Origin of the sequence: Enterococcus infantis (assembly GCF_049166715.1) — a bacterium.
In the GTDB taxonomy this organism is placed as follows: Bacteria; Bacillota; Bacilli; order Lactobacillales; family Enterococcaceae; genus Enterococcus_C; species Enterococcus_C leclercqii.
Genome location: NZ_JBMHFB010000016.1, coordinates 1 through 22,017, shown reverse-complemented (window position 1 = coordinate 22,017; position 22,017 = coordinate 1). Strand labels below are relative to the sequence as shown.

Annotated in this window: 29 protein-coding genes; all 29 read left to right on the top strand. The window is 41.9% G+C overall.

Annotated features, from left to right (window positions below; genetic code table 11):
- Positions 1–118 precede the first annotated feature (118 nt).
- The 29 genes from ACOMA8_RS14070 to ACOMA8_RS13930 all read left to right on the top strand — a co-directional run bounded on the left by ACOMA8_RS14070 (position 119) and on the right by ACOMA8_RS13930 (position 21,135).
- Positions 119–715, top strand: a complete 597-nt coding sequence (locus ACOMA8_RS14070) for a DUF5052 family protein (RefSeq protein ID WP_421371571.1) — start codon at positions 119–121, stop codon at positions 713–715.
- A 28-nt stretch (positions 716–743) separates the two neighbouring features.
- Positions 744–1,124 (top strand): hypothetical protein, encoded by a 381-nt coding sequence (locus ACOMA8_RS14065; RefSeq protein ID WP_421371570.1) that lies wholly within the window; start codon positions 744–746, stop codon positions 1,122–1,124.
- A 177-nt stretch (positions 1,125–1,301) separates the two neighbouring features.
- Positions 1,302–1,517, top strand: a complete 216-nt coding sequence (locus ACOMA8_RS14060) for a hypothetical protein (RefSeq protein ID WP_421371568.1) — start codon at positions 1,302–1,304, stop codon at positions 1,515–1,517.
- Between the two features lie 14 nt (positions 1,518–1,531).
- Positions 1,532–2,197 carry a hypothetical protein gene (locus tag ACOMA8_RS14055; RefSeq protein ID WP_421371566.1) on the top strand — a complete coding sequence of 222 codons (666 nt, stop codon included), beginning with the start codon at positions 1,532–1,534 and terminating at the stop codon, positions 2,195–2,197.
- Positions 2,198–2,439: 242 nt separating this feature from the next.
- Positions 2,440–2,778: an HNH endonuclease gene (locus tag ACOMA8_RS14050; protein WP_421371563.1), complete on the top strand. Its 339-nt coding sequence runs from the start codon at positions 2,440–2,442 to the stop codon at positions 2,776–2,778.
- A 121-nt stretch (positions 2,779–2,899) separates the two neighbouring features.
- A complete protein-coding gene (locus tag ACOMA8_RS14045; protein WP_421371561.1) occupies positions 2,900–4,141 on the top strand; it encodes a hypothetical protein in 1,242 nt (413 codons plus the stop codon).
- A complete protein-coding gene (locus ACOMA8_RS14040; RefSeq protein WP_421371559.1) occupies positions 4,134–5,189 on the top strand; it encodes a hypothetical protein in 1,056 nt (351 codons plus the stop codon). The genes ACOMA8_RS14045 and ACOMA8_RS14040 overlap by 8 nt, the downstream gene beginning before the upstream one ends.
- Positions 5,176–5,463, top strand: coding sequence for a hypothetical protein (locus ACOMA8_RS14035; protein ID WP_421371557.1), 288 nt, complete (start codon positions 5,176–5,178; stop codon positions 5,461–5,463). The genes ACOMA8_RS14040 and ACOMA8_RS14035 overlap by 14 nt, the downstream gene beginning before the upstream one ends.
- Positions 5,464–5,520: 57 nt before the next feature.
- A complete protein-coding gene (locus ACOMA8_RS14030; protein ID WP_421371555.1) occupies positions 5,521–5,874 on the top strand; it encodes a hypothetical protein in 354 nt (117 codons plus the stop codon).
- Between the two features lie 41 nt (positions 5,875–5,915).
- Entirely contained in the window at positions 5,916–6,176 is a 261-nt protein-coding gene (locus ACOMA8_RS14025; RefSeq protein WP_118339282.1) for a DUF6275 family protein, read from the top strand.
- 52 nt (positions 6,177–6,228) lie between these two features.
- Positions 6,229–7,644, top strand: a complete 1,416-nt coding sequence (locus ACOMA8_RS14020) for a DEAD/DEAH box helicase family protein (RefSeq protein ID WP_421371552.1) — start codon at positions 6,229–6,231, stop codon at positions 7,642–7,644.
- Positions 7,645–7,724: 80 nt separating this feature from the next.
- On the top strand, positions 7,725–8,201 hold the full coding sequence (locus tag ACOMA8_RS14015; protein WP_421371550.1) for a capsid assembly scaffolding protein Gp46 family protein: 477 nt from the start codon (positions 7,725–7,727) through the stop codon (positions 8,199–8,201).
- Positions 8,202–8,206: 5 nt separating this feature from the next.
- On the top strand, positions 8,207–9,100 hold the full coding sequence (locus tag ACOMA8_RS14010) for a phage major capsid family protein (protein ID WP_421371547.1): 894 nt from the start codon (positions 8,207–8,209) through the stop codon (positions 9,098–9,100).
- A gap of 3 nt (positions 9,101–9,103) precedes the next feature.
- Positions 9,104–9,436: a hypothetical protein gene (locus ACOMA8_RS14005; RefSeq protein WP_421371545.1), complete on the top strand. Its 333-nt coding sequence runs from the start codon at positions 9,104–9,106 to the stop codon at positions 9,434–9,436.
- Positions 9,437–9,440: 4 nt separating this feature from the next.
- On the top strand, positions 9,441–9,839 hold the full coding sequence (locus ACOMA8_RS14000) for a phage Gp19/Gp15/Gp42 family protein (protein ID WP_421371542.1): 399 nt from the start codon (positions 9,441–9,443) through the stop codon (positions 9,837–9,839).
- Positions 9,829–10,164, top strand: a complete 336-nt coding sequence (locus tag ACOMA8_RS13995; protein WP_118339274.1) for a hypothetical protein — start codon at positions 9,829–9,831, stop codon at positions 10,162–10,164. Before ACOMA8_RS14000 ends, ACOMA8_RS13995 begins: the two co-directional genes overlap by 11 nt.
- Positions 10,157–10,393: a hypothetical protein gene (locus ACOMA8_RS13990; protein ID WP_421371540.1), complete on the top strand. Its 237-nt coding sequence runs from the start codon at positions 10,157–10,159 to the stop codon at positions 10,391–10,393. Before ACOMA8_RS13995 ends, ACOMA8_RS13990 begins: the two co-directional genes overlap by 8 nt.
- A complete protein-coding gene (locus ACOMA8_RS13985) occupies positions 10,394–10,729 on the top strand; it encodes a hypothetical protein (protein ID WP_421371538.1) in 336 nt (111 codons plus the stop codon).
- Between the two features lie 11 nt (positions 10,730–10,740).
- Positions 10,741–11,316, top strand: coding sequence for a phage tail tube protein (locus tag ACOMA8_RS13980; protein ID WP_421371536.1), 576 nt, complete (start codon positions 10,741–10,743; stop codon positions 11,314–11,316).
- The gene (locus tag ACOMA8_RS13975) at positions 11,316–11,582 is read left to right on the top strand and encodes a hypothetical protein (RefSeq protein WP_421371534.1); all 267 of its coding nucleotides are present in this window, start codon (positions 11,316–11,318) and stop codon (positions 11,580–11,582) included. The genes ACOMA8_RS13980 and ACOMA8_RS13975 overlap by 1 nt, the downstream gene beginning before the upstream one ends.
- 11 nt (positions 11,583–11,593) lie before the next feature.
- On the top strand, positions 11,594–11,980 hold the full coding sequence (locus ACOMA8_RS13970; protein ID WP_421371532.1) for a DUF5361 domain-containing protein: 387 nt from the start codon (positions 11,594–11,596) through the stop codon (positions 11,978–11,980).
- On the top strand, positions 11,970–14,099 hold the full coding sequence (locus ACOMA8_RS13965) for a phage tail protein (RefSeq protein WP_421371530.1): 2,130 nt from the start codon (positions 11,970–11,972) through the stop codon (positions 14,097–14,099). The genes ACOMA8_RS13970 and ACOMA8_RS13965 overlap by 11 nt, the downstream gene beginning before the upstream one ends.
- Entirely contained in the window at positions 14,099–14,986 is an 888-nt protein-coding gene (locus ACOMA8_RS13960) for a distal tail protein Dit (RefSeq protein WP_421371528.1), read from the top strand. Before ACOMA8_RS13965 ends, ACOMA8_RS13960 begins: the two co-directional genes overlap by 1 nt.
- A gap of 12 nt (positions 14,987–14,998) precedes the next feature.
- On the top strand, positions 14,999–17,041 hold the full coding sequence (locus ACOMA8_RS13955; protein WP_421371527.1) for a phage tail protein: 2,043 nt from the start codon (positions 14,999–15,001) through the stop codon (positions 17,039–17,041).
- On the top strand, positions 17,042–17,215 hold the full coding sequence (locus ACOMA8_RS13950; protein WP_421371524.1) for a hypothetical protein: 174 nt from the start codon (positions 17,042–17,044) through the stop codon (positions 17,213–17,215).
- A 21-nt stretch (positions 17,216–17,236) separates the two neighbouring features.
- Positions 17,237–18,979, top strand: a complete 1,743-nt coding sequence (locus ACOMA8_RS13945) for a methyl-accepting chemotaxis protein (RefSeq protein ID WP_421371522.1) — start codon at positions 17,237–17,239, stop codon at positions 18,977–18,979.
- Positions 18,976–19,956 (top strand): metallophosphoesterase family protein, encoded by a 981-nt coding sequence (locus tag ACOMA8_RS13940; RefSeq protein ID WP_421371520.1) that lies wholly within the window; start codon positions 18,976–18,978, stop codon positions 19,954–19,956. The genes ACOMA8_RS13945 and ACOMA8_RS13940 overlap by 4 nt, the downstream gene beginning before the upstream one ends.
- Before the next feature lie 73 nt (positions 19,957–20,029).
- Positions 20,030–20,437 carry a phage holin family protein gene (locus ACOMA8_RS13935; RefSeq protein ID WP_421371518.1) on the top strand — a complete coding sequence of 136 codons (408 nt, stop codon included), beginning with the start codon at positions 20,030–20,032 and terminating at the stop codon, positions 20,435–20,437.
- A gap of 2 nt (positions 20,438–20,439) precedes the next feature.
- Positions 20,440–21,135: an endolysin-like domain-containing protein gene (locus ACOMA8_RS13930; RefSeq protein ID WP_421371516.1), complete on the top strand. Its 696-nt coding sequence runs from the start codon at positions 20,440–20,442 to the stop codon at positions 21,133–21,135.
- Positions 21,136–22,017: the final 882 nt, after the last annotated feature.

The following is a 22,017-nucleotide window of genomic DNA, read 5'->3' as shown; positions in this document are numbered from 1 at the left end:
AACCATCGAATCACTTAGGCGCCTGCTGTTTTTTCTACAGCGGGTGCTGCCGCAATATCAGGAGCTTTGGCTCCATTTATTAAATTATCTTGCCAATTATGGCTGAGGGAGAAAAAAGATGAAAAAGAAAATTTTAGCGATTGTGACTTTAGTGATGGCAGTTGTCAGTTTATCTGCCTGTCAAGACCTCACGATGTTGTTCAAGGGATTTGAAGAGAGTTTTAAGGGTTTGGAGATGACTATCCAGACATACGATGAGGAGAGCCAACTGATTGATCGCGTCATCGGCAAATCAATCATGATTGAGCGAGATTCTACATTTGATACTGATCTGGAGTCTGCAGATTCCTCAGTAATCCAAATTACAATCGGAGAAAAAGAAATGCATCATGTTGGATCGTCGATGGTGATTGCAGAGCGTGGGCTGGAGAATGTTTTTGATGAGTACGCCAAGAAAAACGATATCCAAGAAATGCAGCGAGGAGTCCCGATTGTTAATTCGATGATTAACGATTTTCGGAACTCATTTACCGGCAAGAAAAAAGTAGTGCTAATCCGTAGTCAAAATGGCACACCGCTTGCAACATATGCAGGGGATAACGTATCCCTTTACAAAACAGAAGTGCCTAAGAGTACGGGACTGCTGGTAGACGGCAAGTATCTGTTTGTCTACCGATGCGATTATACAATTTATGATCTGGACTTGTTAGGGTAAGAGGATAACTAAGGAATGGGAGGGCACCATGAATAACAGGCATCGACGAGTAGCTAGGCTTAAAGCTAAAGAACAGCAATGCAATATAAAAAAAGTAAAGAGTTTCAGCAAAACAGAATTGAAAAAAGTATCTGAGATTATTTGTGCTATGACTAGAGGAATTGGTGAGGCATTAGAGTTCTACGGTGCAGGAATAGCTCAAATTGGTAAAAACATACAAGGAAAAGAGAATGATATGCTGATGAACGATCTCACACCGGATGAATGGATTGCCTTATCCCGATATATTAGAGGTGATTTGTATATTGGTGGTGCCAATGAGGGGAGAGAGGAGCAGATTGAGCTTTATCAGTCTGCTGCTATCAAGATTATTCGCATCGGGGATGTGCTTGAAGGTGATCAGATGTGATCGTTTATCTTACTGTTGGTTTTATTTGGATAATCATTGTAGTTCGTGTCTCAATTTTGTTGGGGCGTTACTTGGATAGTAAGGAGTTAGAGTACATGGGAAAGACTAAATCAAAAGTCAAAAAGAAAAAGCGCCGGCTTTTGGCGGCAGCAATTGCAAATGGAACGGGGAAAGCAAATGGCAAGAAGAAAGAAAAATGATCTCACACCGGGGATGAGTGTTTATTGTGTTGGCCGGGAATCATGGCGACACCCGTTTCGAGGTGTGATCAAGTTCGTGAGGGAAAACAGTGTAGTTGTTTTGATTGAAAGCACACATGAAGAGGATGATTATCTGATTGACATGCTTCATGGAAAAACAGCTATCAGCAAAAAAAATATTGTAGTTTATTAATCAGGAGGAGAAGTATGAATCAAAATGATGATACTGTATTAGGTTTAACAACGGTTTTTGGTATCCGATATCCCGTGCTAATCAGCAAAGAAGATATCGGATTAATCTCCTCTATTGCATCGAGGGAAGCTATGAAAGAAACAATCTCATATCTAGCAGAGGAATCATTTACAGAACTGCTGAAGCGAAACAATGTGGAAGTAGTCAATGCCTTTCGAAAAGTATTATCCGATCATGAAAAGGAAATGCGTCAAGCTGAACGAGATCGTAAGCGAAACATGGTTAAAAATACTGAACTGTTGTTAGTCAATTATCGAAAGTGCAAAGAGATGGTGCGGGAAATTGACATGGAAAAATACACGGATGAAGGTACTTTCCTTGGCTCGGAAGAATTGACTTTGGAAACATTGGAGCGCTATCGCATGAAGACTTATAAAATGGTGCGTCACATTGATAAGATGCTGGCAGCCTATGAATGGGAATGCAATCATGGATCAGACGAGGAGGAGCGTCGGTTCGGCGTATTAAAGAAAAGATACATTGCAGAGCAGCGAATGTCAGTGCGTGATTTGATGGACTATTACAATATCGGTCAGACAACCGTCTATTCAGATACCAAGAAAGCAATAAAGGACATGGCTTCGTTGCTATTTGGCTATGAAGCAGTTATGTTTAACTAATTGAAAAAAGACGGAAAAAAAGCAAAGGTTCTATATGCTATAATGATAGCATGAAATCGGTATAGTGATTTCCTCCTTTCTCCTCGTCGAAGTCGGCGGGGAGTTTCTTGTTATTGAATACTGATTCATCTAACGATACTAAAACGCGCCCACAGGTTAAGCTATCATGAAGTGAGCGGTTCAATCCCGTGTCTGGAGGTTCGAATCCTCTAGGGTGCTTTACATATCATAGGAGGTATGTCATGGTCAGAGCAGACAGGTCAGGTCCCCACCGTGTGGCCTTTGAGAAAAATAAGAAGCGTATCCTAAAGACTGAGAACACTTGCGGAATCTGTGGTAAGCCAGTGGATAAGAGATTAAAGTATCCTGATCCAATGAGCCCAGTCATTGACCATATTGTTCCCGTGTCAAAGGGTGGACACCCATCTGCCATTGAGAACCTACAGCTGGCTCATTGGTCATGCAACCGACAGAAGTCAGACAAGCTGTTTAATGCAGAAAATGATAAAAAAGAGACTAAGGTAATCGGGAACCGTAACCTGCCTCAATCAATAAACTGGGTAGCCTACAGATCAAAATGATTGCTGGAAGTCATAGCGTTAGAAGATATGAAGGGGGGATACCCACCCCTTCCCTTCGGTGGCCGATCTTCACGCCGTCACTGTACATTTTTTCTCGCGCGAACACGAAGGAGTTGATGAAATGGTTGCAAAAGGCATGGAATATCTGCAAAGAAAGCTTGTATCCCATCGAAATAAAGTGAATATGCGTTACAATCAATACGCCATGAAATACATTGACCAAGATGTTTCTGTTACGATTCCTAGACAGATTCGTGGTCGTTATCGTTCTGTCCTTGGTTGGTGTGCAAAGGGCGTTGATGCTCTTGCTGATCGGTTGGTGTTTCGGGAATTTACCAATGACAATTTTGAAGTAAACGAGATTTTCGATGCAAATAATCCAGATGTATTTTTCGACAGTGCGGTGCTTTCAGCTTTGATTGCATCGTGCTCTTTTATTTATATCTCAAAAGTTGAGGACGGATTGCCGCGATTGCAAGTAATCGAGGCAAGCAACGCCACCGGTATCATTGACCCAATTACGGGATTGCTAACAGAGGGGTATGCGGTGCTGGAACGAGATGATAAAGGAAATCCAGCTGTTGAAGCTTACTTCTCCCCGACTCAGACGGACTACTACTACAAAAATCCGGATGTTGAAGATTTTTCAATTGAAAACCCAACCGGCCATCCGTTGTTGGTGCCATTAATTCATCGTCCCGATGCAGTTCGTCCTTTTGGTCGTTCACGGATTACGCGTGCGGGGATGTATTACCAGCGCTATGCTAAACGGACATTGGAACGGGCGGATATTACAGCAGAATTTTATAGCTTCCCTCAAAAATATGTTGTGGGAACCTCACAAGAATCGAAACCATTGGATAGCTGGAAAGCAACTATTTCAGCAATGCTGGAATTTACAAAAGACGAAGATGGAGACAAACCCTCGCTTGGCCAATTTACGACGTCTTCCATGTCGCCATTTACGGAACAGCTGAAAACAGCAGCTGCTGGATTTGCTGGTGAAACAGGATTGACACTGGATGACCTGGGCTTTGTTTCTGACAATCCATCTAGTGTTGAGGCTATCAAAGCAAGTCATGAAAACTTGCGACTTGCTGGTCGAAAGGCACAACGATCTCTGGGTTCCGGATTTCTGAATGTTGCCTATCTGGCAGCTTGTCTGCGTGATGATTATCCATATTTGCGAGAACAATTCGTACAAACCAAGCCAAAATGGGAGCCATTGTTCGAGGCAGATGCAAGTATGTTGAGCCTTATCGGGGATGGCGCAATCAAACTCAACCAAGCTATTGAAGGCTTTGTCGATGGCGATACAATCCGGGATTTGACTGGCGTTAAGGGAGCTGATCGCAGTGGATGATATCGTACCATCGCTTTTGGAAAATATCCAAGCACAATTTGACGAGAAATCCTACAGCAGCACAAAGCTTAAAAAGGCATTGAAGCGACTAAGTGACAAGAAAGCTACTTACATTGATGTAAATGATTTTGCCATTGAAGTCGGTGAAATTTTAGCTGATGTCCTGGGGGCTAATATCACTGCCGAGATTTTGCCAGATGGGAAAATGTATTTCAACATTGCAGACCGCATTTTGAATCCAACTATGCAAAAGAATTTTGATTTGGTAAGTGGGTATGCCGGGGATGTTCAAGGGGAGTTGAATCAAGCTGCCGGAATCAAGCTAAAAGCACAATTACCTGTGATTAATCAGGACCGTATCGATGGAATTATCAACCGTGTGTCTAGTGAAGCGGATTTTGAAGCTATCAAATGGATCTTACAAGAGCCAGTTGTTAACTTCACACAATCGATTGTGGATGATGCTATCAAAGCGAATGTTGACTTCCATGCCAAGGCTGGATTGAAACCGACAATTACAAGAACAGTTCGCGGAAAAGCCTGTGATTGGTGTAAAAACCTAGCCGGCACCTATCCTTATCATGAGGAGCCGGAAAATGTTTATCAACGCCATGATCGTTGTCGTTGCACAGTTGAGTACAATCCTAAAGATTCTCGTGGAATTCAGGATTCTCACACCAAGAAATGGCGGGACCCTCAGAAAGATGCTAAAATAGAGGCGAGGAAACAGCTTGGAAAAGTTGTTGATAAAGTAGAAGTTTCTTTGCAGGAACAGCTGGACTTTGTTGACCCATTAACTGGCGAAAAATCATTTATTCCCAAAGATGCTCTTATCAAAAATTCTAAGACCATTGCACAAGGTAGAGAAATTAGAATTGTAAATCGTCTTGTTAATACCTACGGCGGCCGGTTACCGAACTGGAAGAAACGTGTTGGTAAGGTGGAAAGTGATCGATTTATGCATGATGTTCACTGGTATGAGAATAAAGATCGCCAATATGAGGCAAAAGTCAAATTTAGAAAGGAGAAGCCAGATGAAAACAATTGATGTTTATCAAAGTGAATTAGAAAAATCAATTTCCTTAGAGTACATTGGTCAGGTAAAGTATTCTGGTGAATCTTTTGGAATTGATTCTTTGACCGACGGCGAAGTTTATGATGTTGTACGAGATGAAACAGGCATGATTAAGATTGTAGATGATAGCGAAGAGGATTATATATATGACCTTATAAATCCAAAACCACTTAATGGTAGCTCTCCAGGAGGAAAGTTCAGTATTATTGATGATCCAAATGAAGAGTTAGCTAAATACATTTCATAGTAGCATTCAATTACTAAAATGTGATTGAGTGCTTTTTTTGTACCCAAAATTAAGGAGATGATTATTACGAAAGAAAAAGCAAAAATCAATATTCTAGGTACAGATTATACAATCTTTACCAATGTCACCGAGCAAGAAAAACCGTTTATGAGGGACAACGACGGAGTAACGGATTTTACCACCAAAGAGATTTTTATTGCCATCTTGGATGATGGCGACCCGATGAACATGCAAAATATGCGTGTCTACGAGGATAGAACCATTAGACATGAAATTGTTCACGCCATTCTTTTCGAATCTGGATTAGATCACAACACGAAATGGGCTAGGGATGAAGAAATAGTCGATTGGATTGCTATTCAAACTCCTAAACTATTTAACATTTTTGAAAAACTGGAAGTGAAGTCCTAGCAATAGGACTTTTTATTTTAAAAAAGAGAGGATTTTGCAAAATGAACCATGAAAAATTTATCGAAGAATGTGAAGCAATTGTATTCAATCGTGTTAAAGAGCGAATGACTAATGAGAATGGAAGTTGTCCCGTTTTTAGTGTGTTCGTTGTTTGGAGTTGCAAAACACTTCAAAATAGCAAGGCTATTCTAAGTGCTACATGCAAAGGAGCACCGATGTATGAAATCACTATGAATGGAGACAAGCAAGAAATCTATGTAGATACTTATACAAAAGAATCAAACGAACACATTAAAATTTAAGTTCTCCCAGCGATAGGGTTATCATGCATGCTGTGATTGAAGGAGGATTTCTATGACTACTAAAGTTAAAAAACGACTTGGTAATCAGCATCCAACTCAATCGGTAATTCTTCCATTTGATAAATCTCTATATCAAGAAGCAATTGATCTTTATGAGCGTACTGGTCTGGATTGCTATGAATGGCAATCAAATATGCTGGAGCCTATCATGGCTGTGGATGATGATGGCCTTTGGGTCCATCAGAAATTTGGCTATTCGCTCCCGCGGCGGAACGGTAAAACAGAAATCATCTATATGCTGGAATTGTGGGCGCTGGAGCAAGGGAAAAGTATTTTGCATACTGCTCATCGTATCAGCACTTCCCATTCTTCCTTTGAAAAGGTTAAGAAGTACCTTGAAAAAAGTGGGTATGTCGAAGGAGAGGATTTCAACTCTATCAAAGCCAAAGGTCAGGAACGCATTGAGCTGTATAGCACGGGTGGTGTAATTCAGTTTCGTACCAGAACATCCAGCGGTGGCCTTGGTGAAGGTTTTGACTTTCTAGTCATTGATGAAGCACAAGAGTACACCACGGAACAGGAATCAGCTCTAAAATACACCGTTACAGATAGTGATAATCCACTGACCATCATGTGCGGAACGCCGCCAACACCAGTTTCTAGCGGTACCGTCTTTCCTAAATTCCGAGAAGCTACCATGTATGGAAAGAATAAGTATTCTGGTTGGGCCGAATGGTCTGTTGATGAAATGACTGATATCCGGGATGTAGAAGCCTGGTACAATTCTAACCCGTCTTTAGGCTATCACCTGACTGAAAGAAAAATTGAAGCCGAGCTTGGGGATGATGAGCTTGACCACAATGTCCAACGTCTTGGGTATTGGCCGAAGTACAATCAAAAATCTGCCATAACAGAAAACGAATGGCAGACATTGAAAGTCAATCGCTTGCCAGTGCTGAAAGGTAAATTATTCGTTGGTATCAAATATGGTAATGATGGAACAAATGTTGCGGTGAGTGTGGCGGTCAAAACGTTGTCCGGAAAAGTCTTCGTTGAAACGGTTGATTGCCAATCTGTCAGAAATGGGATGCAATGGATCATTCATTTTTTGCGAAATTCAGATATCGAAGCCGTTGTCATTGATGGTCAAAGTGGCCAAAGCTTGCTGACACAGGAAATGAAGGATTTTCGACTGAAAGACCCGATTCTTCCAACGGTCAAAGAAATTATCAATGCCAACTCTTCATGGGAGCAGGCCATTTACCAACAAACGCTTTGCCACAATGACCAACCGTCACTTACTACTGTTGTAACCAACTGTGACAAGCGAAATATCGGGACCAGTGGAGGTTTTGGATACAAATCGCTTTTTGATGATATGGATATTTGTCTAATGGATAGTGCGTTATTAGCGCACTGGGCTTGTCATAACGCCAAGCCCAAGAAAATTCAACAAATCAGGTATTAGATGGCTATCAATTTTGGTAGCCATTTTTTAATACACCAAATTACCGAACTGCCGGGCAAGCAGGAGAAAGGACGTTTAACATGTCATTTAAAGTTATCGAAACACAAGAAGAGTTAGATCAAATTATCGAAGGTAGACTAGCCCGTCAAAAAGAAGCATTGGAAAAACAGTTTGCTGATTATGATCAACTCAAAACTCGTAATGAGGAATTAGAAAAAGAAGTCGGCACTTTGCAGACTACCATCAACGAAACCAATGAGAAGGCGAAAACCTACAATACAACAATCTCAGATTTGAATGCGAAAATTGCTGGCTATGAAACAGCCAATCTACGAACGAAAATTGCATTGAAAAACGGATTGCCAATTGATTTAGCCGATCGTTTGGTTGGTGAAGATGAGGAAAGTTTAAATGCCGATGCGCAACGCTTTGCTGGGTTTGTTAAACCGGCGGCACCAGTACCGCCACAAGGAAGTACAGAGAAAAAACCGATTGTTGATAGCAAGACCGGTGCATACAAAGAATTGCTAGGAAATATTAACTTAGAAGGAGAGTAAAAATTATGGTGACATCAAGAGGAAATTTATTCCCAGAAAAAATCGTAAATGAGATTATTAGCAAGGTAACAGGTAAAAGTTCATTGGTAACTTTATCCAAACAAATTGCAATTCCATTCAATGGTCAAACAGAATTTGTTTTTACAATGGATAGTGAAATTGATGTGGTAGCCGAAAATGGTAAGAAGAGCCATGGTGGCATTACAGTTGAGCCAGTAAAAATGGTGCCAATCAAGGTGGAATATGGTGCACGAGTTTCTGATGAGTTCCTTTACGCTACGGAAGAGGAACAAGTTCCAATTTTGGAAGCTTTTACAGATGGTTATTCTCGAAAACTTGCTCGTGGTATTGATATCATGGGATTTCATGGAATCAATCCTCGATCTGGAGCTGCTTCAGCTGTAATTGGTGCTAATAATTTTGATAGCAAAGTGAATCAAATTGTGGAATATAATGCTGCTGATCCAGATGCAAATGTTGAAGCGGCAGTAGCAATGGTACAAGGAGCAGAAGGCATGGTTACAGGCATGGCGATGGCACCAGCCTTTTCTTCTGCGCTTGCATCATACAAGGTGAACGGCGTAAAACAATTCCCTGAATTGGGATGGGGTGCCAATCCTGGGACAATCAATGGTTTACAAACAGATGTAAATAACACAGTTTCTGCCGGTACGGATGACTTGGTTATTGTTGGTGATTTTGCTGATATGTTTAAATGGGGTTATTCAAAAGAGATTCCATTTGAAATCATTAAATATGGTGATCCTGATAATAGCGGGAATGACTTGAAAGGTTATAACCAAGTTTATTTGCGGGCAGAAACCTATGTAGGCTGGGGAATTATGTCGCCAGAACATTTTGCAATGGTCAAAAAGCCAGCAACTACACCGGAGGGATAAAATATGGAATACCGTAACAAAAAAACTGGGTTCTCTTTCTTTTCCGAATGTAAAATCAGTGGTGAGGATTGGGAACTTGTAGAAACTAAGGGAAAATTGGACAAAGCAGTACAACAGGATACTACTCCTGTTGTGCCTGTTCAAAATATTTCAGAACCAGTAACCGAACCAGAGCCAACGGTAGCTTCTGAACCAGACCCGAATGAACAAACAGGAAATGCCGATATTGATTCGCTTAGCAAAAAAGATATTATCCAAGAGTTGGAAGCCATGGGAATTGATCATAATCCTCGCGACAAAAAACAGGTGCTTTACGATTTGATGATGGGGAAGTGATTGTATGTCACTAGAACCTTTTGCAACCATTGAGGATTTAGAATCGTTGTGGCGGCCATTAAAACCAGACGAGACCACTCGGGCAGAATCTCTGCTTGAAGTGGTCTCTGACTCTTTGAGAGAAGAGGCAAATAAAGTCGGTGTGGATCTGGATGCAATGGTAGTTTTTCGGCCGACGTATGCTACCGTAGTAAAGTCTGTGACTGTGGATGTTGTGGCCCGCACATTGATGACCTCAACCAATCAGGAGCCTATGACGCAATATTCCCAAGGTGCATTAGGATATACCGTTTCAGGTTCTTATCTTGTACCTGGTGGCGGACTGTTTATCAAGAATGCAGAATTGAGCCGCCTTGGATTGAAGCGCCAACGTTATGGGGTGATTGAGCCTTATGATTATTGAAGGAATCACCATTACTTTGATTGATAAGCAAGAAGTCGGCAAAGATCCGTTCGACAAGCCAATCTATGAAGATGTATCAATCCTGGTTGATAATGTACTGGTTGCACCTACGTCGTCTGATGATGTAATTAACCAGCAAAGCCTTACCGGAAAAGTTGCTGTTTACACATTGGCCATTCCCAAAGGCGACACTCACGACTGGGAAGATAAGGAAGTGGAGTTTTTCGGCCAACGTTGGCGGACATTTGGATTTCCAACAGAAGGAATTGAGAGCTTGATTCCGCTAAGTTGGAACAAGAAAGTGATGGTGGAACGCTATGGGTAAGATGAAATTCAAGCTAAATCAGTCTGGCGTTGCCGCTCTTATGAGGGGGAGTGAAATGCAGAAGGTCCTAACTGATCATGCTTCTGCTATTCGTGGTCGATGTGGGGATGGCTATGAACAGGATATCTATGTCGGGAAGAATCGAGCCAACGCCATGGTCAGTGCTGGCAGCTTTGAAGCCCGGCGAGACAACATGAAGAATAATACGATCCTGAAGGCGGTGCGGTAAATGATTGAACTGGTAATTAAGAATTACCTGGACGGTCATTTATCTGTGCCGTCTTTTTTTGAGCGTCCGAAAGATCCGCCAGAGGCTTATGTATTGCTAGAAAAGACTGGTAGTGCAAAACGAAACTTTCTACCGTCATCGACGTTTGCCTTTCAAAGCTATGCAGGAAGTATGTATGAGGCGGCCAAACTTAACGAAGAGGTGAAGTATGTTGTCGAGGGAATGATTGAGCTGAATGAAATCAGTGCAGTTAATCTCAACAGCGATTACAACTTCACTGATACAACAACAAAAGAATATCGTTATCAAGCGGTATTCGATATTAATCATTACTAGGAGGTACAAAAATGTCTGATGTAAAAAATGTAACGACAGCAAAGCCAAAAGTTGGCGGAGCTGTTTACTCTGCACCGCTAGGGACGGCATTGCCCACTGACGCGATTACAAAACTAACCGATGCTTTTAAAGGGCTCGGATATATATCGGAAGATGGTATGAAGAATGCGAACACACCTGAATCCGACAATATCAAAGCATGGGGTGGAGATATTGTAGCTGTGGTGCAAACTGAGAAAGCTGATACTTTTTCCTACACGCTAATTGAGGCGACAAATCCGGATGTACTCAAAGAGGTATATGGGCAAAAGAATGTAACGGGCACATTAGAAACGGGAATCACAATCAAAGCAAATTCAACGCCTTTAGACGAACATGTCTTGGTTGTAGACATGATTTTAAAAGGCGGTATTCTAAAACGAATTGTCATTCCGAACGGTAAGGTATCTGAAATTGGAGAGATTACCTATAAGGATGATGAAGCTGTTGGGTATGAAACAACTATCACCGCACTACCGGACGTCGAGGAAAATACCCACTATGAGTATATTCGCACTCCGGTAACAGAAGGGGGGAGTAGTGACTAATGGAAGATAAAAATACGACTAAGTCAGGATTCAAATTTGAAATATCAGAAGAACGTTTAAACAACTATGAATTGCTTGAAATCATCAATGAAGTAGACGACAACCCTCTGATGCTTTCGAAAGTTGTCCGCCTTTTGCTAGGAGATGAGCAGGCAAACCGACTGAAAGAGCATATTCGAACGAAGGATGGGTTCGTACCAGCCGATAAAATGTTGACTGAAGTTATGGATATTTTCCAAAGTTGGTCAGGAGCAAAAAACTCCTGATCCTCTCCAGAATGCTGAAAATCGACGAGGATGCACTAGCTTGTGATCTAGCTGAAACATATCACATATACGACTATAGACAGCTGCCGCTAACAAGGGTGGCTGTTTTTGCGTGCGGATTAAGGGATGATTCCCGCATTAAGTTGAGAATGAGCGACCAAATTGTTCCGCTTGAAACACTGCTTTTAGCAGGAATCAGTGACACAGTGAGTATGCTTCTTTGGATTAATTCGAAGGATGGTCAAAATGGGAAAAATCGGCCAACATCTATTGCCGCAACACTGACAACAGTAAAAAAAGAAGCAAAATCTGTTGGTTTCAGCACTGGTGAGGATTTTGAGACATATCGCAATAGTTTAATCAATAGGATTCGAAAGGGTGATGTAAGTGGCAACTGAACTAGGCCAAGCATATGTACAAATTATGCCTTCAGCCAAGGGAATTTCTGGAGCGATTTCTAAACAATTTGATCCAGAAGCATCATCTGCCGGAGAATCTGCGGGCAATTCGATGGGAAGTAAGATGATTTCTGTCATCAAAGGGGTTGTAGCTACTGCTGCTATTGGAAAGTTTTTCCAATCATCTTTGATGGAAGGTGCAGATTTACAACAATCGTTGGGGGGCATTGAAACCTTGTTCAAGGGATCTGCGGACAAGGTCAAAGGGTATGCCAATGAAGCTTACAAAACAGCAGGTCTATCAGCCAATAAATACATGGAGAGCGTGACCAGCTTCTCGGCATCATTACTACAATCAATGGGTGGTGATACAGAGAAGGCAGGTGACAAGGCGAATATGGCCTTGATCGACATGTCCGACAATGCCAATAAGATGGGCTCCAACATGGAGGACATCCAAAATGCGTACCAGGGATTTGCCAAACAAAACTACACTATGTTAGACAATCTTAAGTTAGGCTATGGCGGTACGAAGTCTGAAATGGAGCGTCTACTGAAAGATGCTACTAAGCTAACCGGTGTCAAATATGATATTAACAATTTAGCGGATGTGTACGATGCAATTCATGCTGTGCAGGAAGAGTTAGATATTACTGGAACGACAGCGAAAGAATCAGCCGAAACATTTTCCGGATCATTAGCATCTATGAAAGCAGCTTTTTCGAATGTATTAGGGAATTTGGCAATTGGTCAAGATGTAACCCCTGCATTACAAGCGTTAGCAGAGACAGTATCAACTTTCCTGTTCCAGAACTTTCTCCCAATGATTATGAATATCTTGACTGCTTTGCCGGAAGCTATCGTGACATTTATCACAGCAGCCGGTCCTGCTTTTTCAGAAGCTGGCAATACAATACTGTCACAAATGGCCTCTGGGATTACAACCGGGCTTCCTGGTTTCATGAAGACATTCCAGGGAATCACCACTGGAATAATGACGTGGATCACTGAGAACCTGCCTTCTTTATTGGAAACGGGAGTACAAATTCTAACGAATATTGCAAATGGAATTTTAGTAAGTATTCCGGGACTGATTACCATTGCTAGCGATATTATTATGAACTTTGTCGAGTTTTTGATGACGAATATCCCAACTATCCTTGAGGCGGGAAAAAACCTTTTTTTGAACTTAGTAGACGGAATCATTCAAAATTTGCCGGCAATTGGCGAAAGTGCAATACAAGCTGTTAGTAAATTCATTGATGTGATTGTCCAGAATTATCCTAAATATATTTCCACTGGTTGGGATATTCTAAAATCGTTAGTGAAAGGTATTCTTGATCGCCTGCCTGATTTGATTCAAGCCGCGATTGAACTAATTGCTAAATTCGCAACAATGCTTATTTCAAAAATTCCTGATATTTTGAAAGCAGGAGCAGAAATAATGGTGGGATTAATCGAAAGTATTGTTGAAATGATTCCAGATATTTTAGACGCAGGGATTGAAATTATCGGAGGATTTCTTAGCGGAATCGGTGAGGCTGTTCCAGATGTGTTGTCAGCCATCGGTCAAATGGGAAGTGACTTGTGGGATTCGATCACGAGTATCGATCTTTTGGGTGCCGGTAGAGCAATCATCGATGGTTTTGTTGATGGATTGAAAGGCGCTTGGGAATCTGGAAAAGATTTTGTCGGTGGAATTGGCGATTGGATTAAGGAACATAAAGGACCCATTAGTTATGACCGTAAGTTACTGATTCCGGCAGGTAAAGCAATTATCGGTAGTCTGAACGAAAGTATGGCAGATAGATTCCGAGATACCATGTCTTTGGTCTTGGGGATGGCTGGTCGTATTCAAGACGCCATGGACACCAACTTCGACGTTGGTATGGATGATTCAAGTGCTCCTGTTGCAACTATGATTAGTCGACAGTCAGCACTAGCTAACGGATTGAGCGGTGGCCAAGGTGGAACGGTCATCAATATTGAAAACAAAGGCATGATGGAAGGTGCCATTTTTAATGTTCGGAAAGACTCAGATATTGATGCCATTGCTGAAGCTTTATTAAAACGACAAGAACTAGCTATGGGCCGTCAAGGATTGCGAGGTGCTTTTTGATGATTTTACCGAAGCAAGCCCTCAATTTTGATGGTGGATTTCTAGAGGAATTAATTCCCGGCTATCAGACTTTGAGAGTTGAGGGTCGGGAACTGTATGAAACAGAAAATAGCTATGTCCAGCTAGGAATCCGTGATGGAGAAAGCCACGTTTATAACCGTATTCCCGCACGAAAGATTACTGTTTATTATCTGCTAAAGGCTAATGGAAAGGCAGATTTTAGGGATAAGTTTAACAAACTAAATGTGGCATTGTATCGTGAAAAAGAAATTGTAGTTTGGTTTAACGATGAACCTGAGATGTATTTTCACGGATCAAAGAGCCAAGTAAATCAGCCAGAAATGACAGACTATTATGCGACTGGTACATTTAATATTTACTGTGGGGATCCATATAAATATACTCGGTCGGATGCTACATCTGTGACTTGGGGTTCAACGTCGATTACCTTTGAAGCAAATTACCTGATGGGTAACACTGGTTCCGGCGCTGTAGATCTACCAATCATCATCGAGGGTGGAGCATACTGGGGGTCCACCATGATTACCTTTGAAAATCAATCTTATCTTATGGGGGATGACGGTAAAGAAGTTTTGCCGATTGAATTGTATCCAACCGTTGAGGGGCTGAAAGTTAAGCCTATTATCACTTTAGCGGGTTCTGGCGAAGAGGTTTGGATTAAGACAAGGGACGACACGATTAATCTTGGCACATTTATGGATTCAACAATACGGATTGACACTAAGGACTTCTATATCGAACAAAACGGTAAGCCGATGATAAGACCGATGAATGATTTTTATCTATATCCAGGTGAGCCACTGTTTGTTCAAGCGAAGTCCAGCAATTTTCGGATTACCATTGAATATCCGAATCGCTACTTGTAGGAGGCTGAAAGTATGTTAATGACAATGAATCTTAAACGAGAATATACGGCTATCCTGCAAAATGCGTCCAAAGTATCCTACACCAAATTAAAAAATCAAATCGGGGATCTCTCATTTGAGATGCCCCTTTTTGATACTAAAAACAGTATGATACAAGCCCTGCAGTGGGTAGAATTAACTGATAACCAAGGTGAATATATTGGCTTGTATCGAATCATGCCATCTTCAATCAAGAAGGATACTACGAACAATACTATCAGTTACACCGCAAAGCACGCCCTCAGTACCTTACTGGACGGTGTGCTTTTTGGTTATCACGAGTTGGTCAATCGTCCGACAAGTGACGTGATCAATTATGTGTTGTCTCAACAAGATACTAAAAACTGGGTGTTGAAACGCTGTGATTTCAAACGCTATTTTTCGTACTCCTGGGAAAATGAAAACGGATTGGCAGACGCGCTCTTCAGTGTTCCAAAGCCATTTGATGAAGATTATCGTTTTGAGTACAATACGCAAGTTTATCCATTTGAACTATCGCTCGTCCAAGTTGCAACTGAACCTACGTGTCGAATTCAGGAAGGTTACAACCTGGAAAGCCTGCAGATTGATGTTGATCCAACAAATCTCGTCAATCGCATCTATCCGCTAGGTGCTGGTGAAGGTGTCAATCAGTTGAATATCAAGTCGGTAAATGGCGGAAAAGAATACGTGGAAGATGCCGCGTCAATCAAGCAGTACGGTCTAGTTAAATACATCTGGGTTGACCACCGTTTTACGATAGCTCAGGCGCTGATGGACAATGCGATGGCCATGCTAAAAAAATGGAGCGTACCGAAAATTACTTGGCGAATCAAAGCAGTGGATTTAATCAAGCTTACTGATAATCCTCTAGCAATTGACGAGCTCCGCGAGGGTGCCGTCGTCATGATTAATACGAATGATTTCGGCAGTGTCAATTTGGCAATCAATAAAGAATCGAAACGAGATGTATTTGGTGCGCCTCACGACTTAGAGCTAGAACTTGGGAATGTTGGCGCAGATATCAGTACCACAATGGCTGACCTGCAGCGAAAACAGCAAATCAACGAGACCTATTCTCAGGGTGCCACAACGCTGTTCAACAAATCGTATGCTGATAATTGCGAAAGCAGCTATCCGGCAGTCATGAAATTTAACATTGACGATGATGTGGTCCATATCAACACAATTGATCTCGACTTTGAAACAGCAGCATATCGAGGCTATACGAAAGCTGTTAAAGGTGGTGGTGCTACCGTCAAGTCTACTTCTGCAGGTGGAGCAACTACGCAGACGAGTTCTTCTGGTGGTGGGTCAACGCAGACATCGACGAGTGGTGGTGGATACTCCAGCGGTAGCACGTCCAGCAGTGGCGGTGGGTATAGCTCAGGCTCCACAACCAGTACCGGTGGTGGGTCAACGCAAACCTCAACTGCAAATGGTAGTCATGATCATATCACTTTCAAATATGCTTATGATTACACCGGCGGAATCGACGAAATGAAGTCAAGAGCCTACTACGCTCAAGGGACAACCGAAGTGATAGTTATGCAGTCTACGGGTAAGTCGGATTTGAAGACGAATTCAAGAGCAGATAATCATACGCATAACGTAAATGTTCCAAATCACAGTCATGGTTTCAATTTACAGATACCTGCACACAGTCACAACTTTAACATTTCCATTCCAAATCATAGCCACAAAGTTAGTATCCCAAACCACACGCATCAGATTAAGATACCGAGCCATACACACTCGATTGATTTACCGGCACATACACACCCACTTGAATGGGGAATCTATGAAGATAGTGAACGCCCATCTCAAGTTGATATTTATGTTGATAGTAAGAAAATCAGCTTTTCTGGTACGTCAGCAGATCGCCTAAATCTGGTGCCATATCTTAAAAAAGACAATGCGGGGAAAGTCACGCGTGGCAAGCACACAATCGAGTTAAAACCAAACAAGCGGGCCAGAATCACCGCTGATATCACCGGACGAGTATTTATTCAAAGCCAATTGGGAGGACAATTTTAAATGAACGTACACGTAAAACTCATATCAGATACCGAAGAAATCGTCATTGTGGATGCAACTGCACGTACCATTGATGATCTCTATGAAGAAATGATGAACGAAGAAAATCGATTCATCAAAATCGGAAAACGCGTCATCCAGAAAGCATCAATCGAATACCTCTATGCCGATTAAAAGAAAGGGTGAAAAGTAAAAATGCCAGTAGAACATATCCAATATACTGATGTTCTCAGACAAGGGACCGATAAAATCAATGCAGCCATTGATGGCGTTAATTCGGCTGTTGTAAAAGTCGATGGCTACGAAGACGAGCTCAACGCAGGAATCACTCAAGCTAAACAAATTGCAGCGGATGCCGGACAAGAAGCCGTCCAAATTGCAACTGATGCGACACGAGCAATCGAAGCGACTGCTAACCAAGCAAACGCCAATAGTCAGACTGCTATCAATACGGCTAATAATGCAATATCAACAGCCAATCAGAACAAACAGGAATTTGATACATTGCGCAATGATTTTGATGATTTAGTATCACAAGCTGGGGATAGCAATCCAGAGATTGTACAAGCTCGGACAGACACGACAGGTATCAAGCAAGTGACTTTAGCCAATCGTTTATCAGCAGACTTCGCAGACCGTATGACAAAAGCGGATGGTATTGAGTTATTTAGTGGACTGACAAATGTTAAAAAGATGATGGACTTTGCGGGAAAAACAGCGGGTAACACATCGACCAATCCACACCAATCATACTCAGACTTTACAGCCAAAAGCCTTAAAAAACCATCAGACATTTGGGACGAAATTAGTCAATCAGATTACAACAAACTGGCGACTCGGGATGATAGTAGTGTAACAACAGGGTCTAGCGCCAATGGGGTTATCCCACAACAACTCTATAAACTAAACGCAGTGAAAGCTATTAAAACTCTGGCACCACAACTTTTTGATGGGATGCAAATTGAGGACATGATTAGCTATGTAAAAAATCACTTTGTTTCTTTGGCCTTAACGTTCCGCGGTAAAGCAACTTCGCCAAATAACAAAAATTTAAAGGTATCAATGTATATAGAAAATACGGAAAGTTGGATTACTCAAGTACAGGGCGACGCCCCAGAGTACACCGACTTTACAGTCCAAATCAACGATGCTAACTTTATCGGGTCTGATGGATTTGTCCATGTAATTGCTTATACAGATTTAACTAATGGCGTCTCTGCATCAAGTGTGGATGTTGATTACATTGGCGTGGCGATTGAGATTAGTCTAAACGCACAAGATGTTTTGTCAAAAGATGGTTTTATCAAAAAAGACGAGGCCGATGGTAGTTACGCACAAAAACAAGCAACAGAAAATCACATTACAAACGTAAACAATCCACACCAAGTGACTTTGGCACAAGTTGGGGGTATCAGTCCAAATGAAGTGGACGCTAAAGTATCAACTGTATCGGAAAGTTTATCTAATGCGATTACTGATGCAACGGCAGATATGCTCAATGAAATTATCAGACGTAGCCCACAAATTTTGGAGGTTACGGTGGCTGATAAAACAATCACCAACGGCTCATCTGAGGTAACTGCCCTAACTGGATTAACAAATCGAGTAAATACTGACCCAACCCGCTTTTTAAGTGACGGAAACATTATCTACATTTCCAAAGCTGGCACGTACACATTTGACTTGTCGTGTGAGATTGTTAATTCTGGATCTGGAACCTATTTTGGATTCCAATTAAAGCAAAGCAACGGTGATCAATCTTATCCCGGACCCGCAATAAAAGGGTGGGCTGGCGACAGAGCACCAGTCATTATTAGTGGATCAACTAATTTTGATGCTGGTGATCAGTTAACAGTTTACACGTACCCAGCAAACGCCAAGTATCAAATTAATAACTTGCGTATTAGACTGACGTACCGAGGAGATGGTGACCTATGACTCGCATATTAATTGGTACGGATTTTCATTTAGTTAAATCTCCACGAAACGAAGAGGAAGCGGATCGACTATTACGGATGCAAAGGATGATTGACCGCGAAAAAGGCAATGTGGATTTAGTCGTCAACAATGGGGATCTTAATGATGGCATTGATCCTCGTGCGGATGGTCTGCAGCATTTTAAAGACGGACATTCCGTCTTGATTCAAGCTGGCGCGCCGGTCATGCACATCATGGGTAATCATGATTTTAACTCCAACTATGCTGGTCAACACCAAGTCAATGGCAAATATCAAAAGAGTGATTGGATTTTTCCGTCTGATCTCTATGATGTGGTTAAAGACAATATGAGCCAATATCCTTTTAGTATAACCGATCACGGCAAGCAAAAGATGTACAGCTCCATCGACGTTGGCAATATTCGGGTAATCGGATTAAGCGAGTACGATGTCAGTGGTGTGACAGATACGGATACTGATGTCAATGATGTCGCGTTCAATCAGCCGGCCATTGGGCGGCAGCAATTCCAGTGGCTAGTGGGACAGTTGTCGAGCTTGTCGGATGACATGCAAATATTGCTCGTGTACCATGTACCGATGTTTAAATCTGCTCATGTGCCAAAAAACAAGGATAATTATTTAGCGTTAATCCGAGCATTTAATGAGTCCACTTTGTGGTCTGGTGTAAAAGAGGTGGAAGATACTTACTTTGACTTGACGGGGCTGACAGCCAATTTTGCTGGAAAAAGACAAGGTAGGCTACTTGGCTGCATCAGCGGGCACGAGCACACGGACGGTATGACGTACATTGATGGAATCCCTCATTTCATGCGTTTGTGTATGCGAGATGACTGGCAGTTTTCCAAAATCCCAAGGAAACGCAAGTGGGGCACTGACTTAGCCTATGATATCGTTGGAGTTGTCAATGGGAAGTTGCAAATCAAGCGGATAGGCGCTGGAGATAGCGTAATTTTGTAAAAACAGCCGACTTTTTAGTCGGTTGTTTTTTTCTTGATATCAATGCCAAAAATAGAAAAGGAAAGTGAGTCTAATGGATATGAAAATGTTGCTTTGGGCAGAAGAGATGATGAAAAACGAATACGGGAAGGTATTGATTTGGCTGGGAGTTGTTTTGATCTTGATGGCAATTGATGTTTTGACTGGATTTATCCAGGCGTATATCAATCACGATCTTAAGTCTGGAAAGATGAGTACCGGGCTGCTGAAAAAGTTTGCGTTGTTGATGGTACTGGTGGCGATTGTACCGTTGACCATCGTTTTGCCGGACTTTGTGTCAGTCAGCGTGATCATCAGCGTGTATGCATTAGAGACGCTAAATGAGGTTGTAAGTATTGTGGAAAATCTAAGTAAATTGGGTATTGCGACATCAATCTTTGAGCCAATCATCAAACGTCTTCAGGCGAGCCAAGAACCCACAGAAAATAAGGAGGATGAGTAAAGATGGCAGGTAGTATCCAGAAACTCATTGATCGTATGATTTATTGGTGCGAGACTGTCAGCCTTGGCTATGACCAGAGCAATCGGCTGGATTTCCGCGACGGTGGGGAAACTGACTGCTCCGCATTGGTGATTTATGCCCTAAACGAAGCCGGATTTGAAACTGGCAGCGCCTCTTATACTGGAAATATGCGAGTCAACCTGACAGCACGGGGATGGAAAGTGGTGGCGGTTAATGGAAATCCTCAGCCCGGAGATATCTTGCTAAACGACGTTAACCACGTTGCTGTCTATATCGGTGGTGGTAAATTAGCTCAGGCGTCAATTGACGAAAACGGCCGAATCACTGGTGGACAAGGCGGCGACCAGACAGGGCGCGAGACAAATATCAGCCCCTATTATAACTATCCTTGGAGCTGCTACCTTCGTTGGACTGGAGATAATGACACGAAAAGTACGCCAAGCACAGGAGGGAAAATCAAGATGAAAAGTTTTAAAACCAAAGAGACATTGCAGCTGCGTAAAGCTCCTAGCACGTCTGCAGCTAAGATTGCATCTAACATGCCATCAGGAACAGTCATCAAGTTTGACGATGTGGTGATTGCTGACGGATACATTTGGGCAGTCCAGCCACGAGGAGATGGCAGCAAAGGGTACGCTGCTATTGGGCCGATTACTGCTTATGGATCAATTAGCTAAAACAAAGTTTAGCAGAATAAAAAGCCCGGAATCCCCTAGCTGAGGTCCCGAGCTTTTTTAATGGGCAACTATCTGAAATAGCATATCACTTGCAAAAATTGTTTTTTTTTGTTTATATGTTATGCGGAACAACGTATTTCACAAAAAAGTAGCCGGTCTCAGGAAACTTGGGGAAGATTCTTTGGGAGAAAACCGGCTACTTTTCGTGTACATAGAGCCAATAAATTAATGAAGGCTCACAAGTAGAGTACCACTGAAAAAACGAGAGCGCAATTCATTTCGAGAAAAGTTTCAGAACAACAATGATGACAATAATCATTCCCAAAAACAATAACGAGTACAATAGTATGGTCAAAATGGTATCTAGTATTTTTCTCATTGGTATCACCTCGGCATCATTATAACACATGAATATTTAGCTAAAATAACTGAAACGAGATGAAAATAGCCCCTCGTCAATCTGCTGGAATTGACAAGGGACAAGTGTGGCCGGGTTAGATGTTGGTTAGGACAGCATTCTAGAAAAGGGAGAAAGGCCACAGTTAAATTATACCATTGATTGATGAAAAAAGTTTTATTCAGTAAAAACGGGGGTTAGCAGACTAAAATAGCCCACTGAAAAGGAAACAAATCGGAAAGAACTTCTTCACGGTTGATACCATTGATTCTATTACATTAAGTTGGAATTATTCAAGCTATTAATAAATAACGTAAAAACAGAATATTGATGGGCAGAAAAATGGGCAGATGTTGGAAAAACTTGGTTTTCGATACACTAAATTATCCACGAGAATAGCGCAACAGTAGGGAACTTAGTTCAACTTTTGTACTTCGGAGTCGTTCTCAGCGTGGAGGCACGGGTTCGAATCCCGTACAGGCTAT

Excerpts from the sequence above, each read along its gene's own strand:
- ACOMA8_RS14070 (WP_421371571.1), top strand. The coding sequence starts at position 119 with ATGAAAAAGAAAATTTTAGCGATTGTGACTTTAGTGATGGCAGTTGTC.
- ACOMA8_RS14065 (WP_421371570.1), top strand. The coding sequence starts at position 744 with ATGAATAACAGGCATCGACGAGTAGCTAGGCTTAAAGCTAAAGAACAG.
- ACOMA8_RS14060 (WP_421371568.1), top strand. The coding sequence starts at position 1,302 with ATGGCAAGAAGAAAGAAAAATGATCTCACACCGGGGATGAGTGTTTAT.
- ACOMA8_RS14055 (WP_421371566.1), top strand. The coding sequence starts at position 1,532 with ATGAATCAAAATGATGATACTGTATTAGGTTTAACAACGGTTTTTGGT.
- ACOMA8_RS14050 (WP_421371563.1), top strand. The coding sequence starts at position 2,440 with ATGGTCAGAGCAGACAGGTCAGGTCCCCACCGTGTGGCCTTTGAGAAA.
- ACOMA8_RS14045 (WP_421371561.1), top strand. The coding sequence starts at position 2,900 with ATGGTTGCAAAAGGCATGGAATATCTGCAAAGAAAGCTTGTATCCCAT.
- ACOMA8_RS14035 (WP_421371557.1), top strand. The coding sequence starts at position 5,176 with ATGAAAACAATTGATGTTTATCAAAGTGAATTAGAAAAATCAATTTCC.
- ACOMA8_RS14030 (WP_421371555.1), top strand. The coding sequence starts at position 5,521 with ATGATTATTACGAAAGAAAAAGCAAAAATCAATATTCTAGGTACAGAT.
- ACOMA8_RS14025 (WP_118339282.1), top strand. The coding sequence starts at position 5,916 with ATGAACCATGAAAAATTTATCGAAGAATGTGAAGCAATTGTATTCAAT.
- ACOMA8_RS14020 (WP_421371552.1), top strand. The coding sequence starts at position 6,229 with ATGACTACTAAAGTTAAAAAACGACTTGGTAATCAGCATCCAACTCAA.
- ACOMA8_RS14015 (WP_421371550.1), top strand. The coding sequence starts at position 7,725 with ATGTCATTTAAAGTTATCGAAACACAAGAAGAGTTAGATCAAATTATC.
- ACOMA8_RS14010 (WP_421371547.1), top strand. The coding sequence starts at position 8,207 with ATGGTGACATCAAGAGGAAATTTATTCCCAGAAAAAATCGTAAATGAG.
- ACOMA8_RS14005 (WP_421371545.1), top strand. The coding sequence starts at position 9,104 with ATGGAATACCGTAACAAAAAAACTGGGTTCTCTTTCTTTTCCGAATGT.
- ACOMA8_RS14000 (WP_421371542.1), top strand. The coding sequence starts at position 9,441 with ATGTCACTAGAACCTTTTGCAACCATTGAGGATTTAGAATCGTTGTGG.
- ACOMA8_RS13995 (WP_118339274.1), top strand. The coding sequence starts at position 9,829 with ATGATTATTGAAGGAATCACCATTACTTTGATTGATAAGCAAGAAGTC.
- ACOMA8_RS13990 (WP_421371540.1), top strand. The coding sequence starts at position 10,157 with ATGGGTAAGATGAAATTCAAGCTAAATCAGTCTGGCGTTGCCGCTCTT.
- ACOMA8_RS13985 (WP_421371538.1), top strand. The coding sequence starts at position 10,394 with ATGATTGAACTGGTAATTAAGAATTACCTGGACGGTCATTTATCTGTG.
- ACOMA8_RS13980 (WP_421371536.1), top strand. The coding sequence starts at position 10,741 with ATGTCTGATGTAAAAAATGTAACGACAGCAAAGCCAAAAGTTGGCGGA.
- ACOMA8_RS13975 (WP_421371534.1), top strand. The coding sequence starts at position 11,316 with ATGGAAGATAAAAATACGACTAAGTCAGGATTCAAATTTGAAATATCA.
- ACOMA8_RS13970 (WP_421371532.1), top strand. The coding sequence starts at position 11,594 with ATGCTGAAAATCGACGAGGATGCACTAGCTTGTGATCTAGCTGAAACA.
- ACOMA8_RS13960 (WP_421371528.1), top strand. The coding sequence starts at position 14,099 with ATGATTTTACCGAAGCAAGCCCTCAATTTTGATGGTGGATTTCTAGAG.
- ACOMA8_RS13955 (WP_421371527.1), top strand. The coding sequence starts at position 14,999 with ATGTTAATGACAATGAATCTTAAACGAGAATATACGGCTATCCTGCAA.
- ACOMA8_RS13950 (WP_421371524.1), top strand. The coding sequence starts at position 17,042 with ATGAACGTACACGTAAAACTCATATCAGATACCGAAGAAATCGTCATT.
- ACOMA8_RS13945 (WP_421371522.1), top strand. The coding sequence starts at position 17,237 with ATGCCAGTAGAACATATCCAATATACTGATGTTCTCAGACAAGGGACC.
- ACOMA8_RS13940 (WP_421371520.1), top strand. The coding sequence starts at position 18,976 with ATGACTCGCATATTAATTGGTACGGATTTTCATTTAGTTAAATCTCCA.
- ACOMA8_RS13935 (WP_421371518.1), top strand. The coding sequence starts at position 20,030 with ATGGATATGAAAATGTTGCTTTGGGCAGAAGAGATGATGAAAAACGAA.
- ACOMA8_RS13930 (WP_421371516.1), top strand. The coding sequence starts at position 20,440 with ATGGCAGGTAGTATCCAGAAACTCATTGATCGTATGATTTATTGGTGC.